This is a genomic window from Pelomonas sp. V22 (genome assembly GCF_030014915.1).
In the GTDB taxonomy this organism is placed as follows: Bacteria; Pseudomonadota; Gammaproteobacteria; order Burkholderiales; family Burkholderiaceae_C; genus JAUASW01.
This window is the reverse complement of sequence record NZ_JAGIXS010000027.1, coordinates 1-710: the sequence shown is the minus strand read 5'-3', so window position 1 is coordinate 710 and position 710 is coordinate 1. Positions and strand designations below refer to the sequence as shown.

General features: G+C 62.8%; 1 protein-coding gene. It reads left to right on the top strand.

Annotated elements, in window-relative coordinates; all coding sequences use genetic code 11:
• On the top strand, positions 1 to 525 hold a 525-nt coding region (locus tag J7U46_RS23190; RefSeq protein WP_282829618.1), incomplete at its 5' end, for a methyl-accepting chemotaxis protein.
• Between the last annotated feature and the right edge of the window lie 185 nt (positions 526 to 710).

Sequence of the window (710 nt, the reverse complement as noted above, 5' to 3'; positions counted from 1 at the left end):
GCCATGCAGGAAGTGGTCCGGACAATGAGCGACATTGCGCAGAGTTCGAAGAAGGTGGTCGACATCATCGGCGTCATCGACAGCATCGCGTTCCAGACCAACATCCTGGCACTGAATGCTGCCGTGGAAGCGGCGCGTGCCGGCGAGCAAGGCCGTGGTTTTGCAGTCGTCGCTAGCGAGGTCCGCGCACTGGCAGGCCGAAGCGCCGACGCCGCACGTGAGATCAAGGCGCTGATAGGTGCCAGTGTCGAGCGAGTGGACTCGGGGGCACGGTTGGTCGATCAGACCGGCGAGGCCATCGAGAACATCGTCACGCAAGTCCGTCGCGTCTCCGACCTGATCGCAGAGATCAGCAACGCCACGCGCGAGCAGAGCGACGGCATCAGCCAGGTCAACAGTGCGGTTGCGCACATGGATCAGATCACGCAGCAGAATGCCGCGCTCGTTGAGCAAAGCGCAGCTGCCGCTGGCAGCCTTGAGACCCAGACGCAGCGTCTGGTCGAGGCAGTCAGCGTGTTCCGTTGATCCTCTCGTTCACCGTGGGGGCTGGGGGCACTGGCCCGCGATCTGATCATCCTGTCGATGAGGCTGCGATGAAGACCCTATCGGTGCTCAAGCTGGATAGTTCTGAGTCTAGGGTGACGGTACCACCGGCTTCGATGGCACCGTCCGCTCCGCGTCTCGCTCCTACACCATCGTCGAGCTTGGCG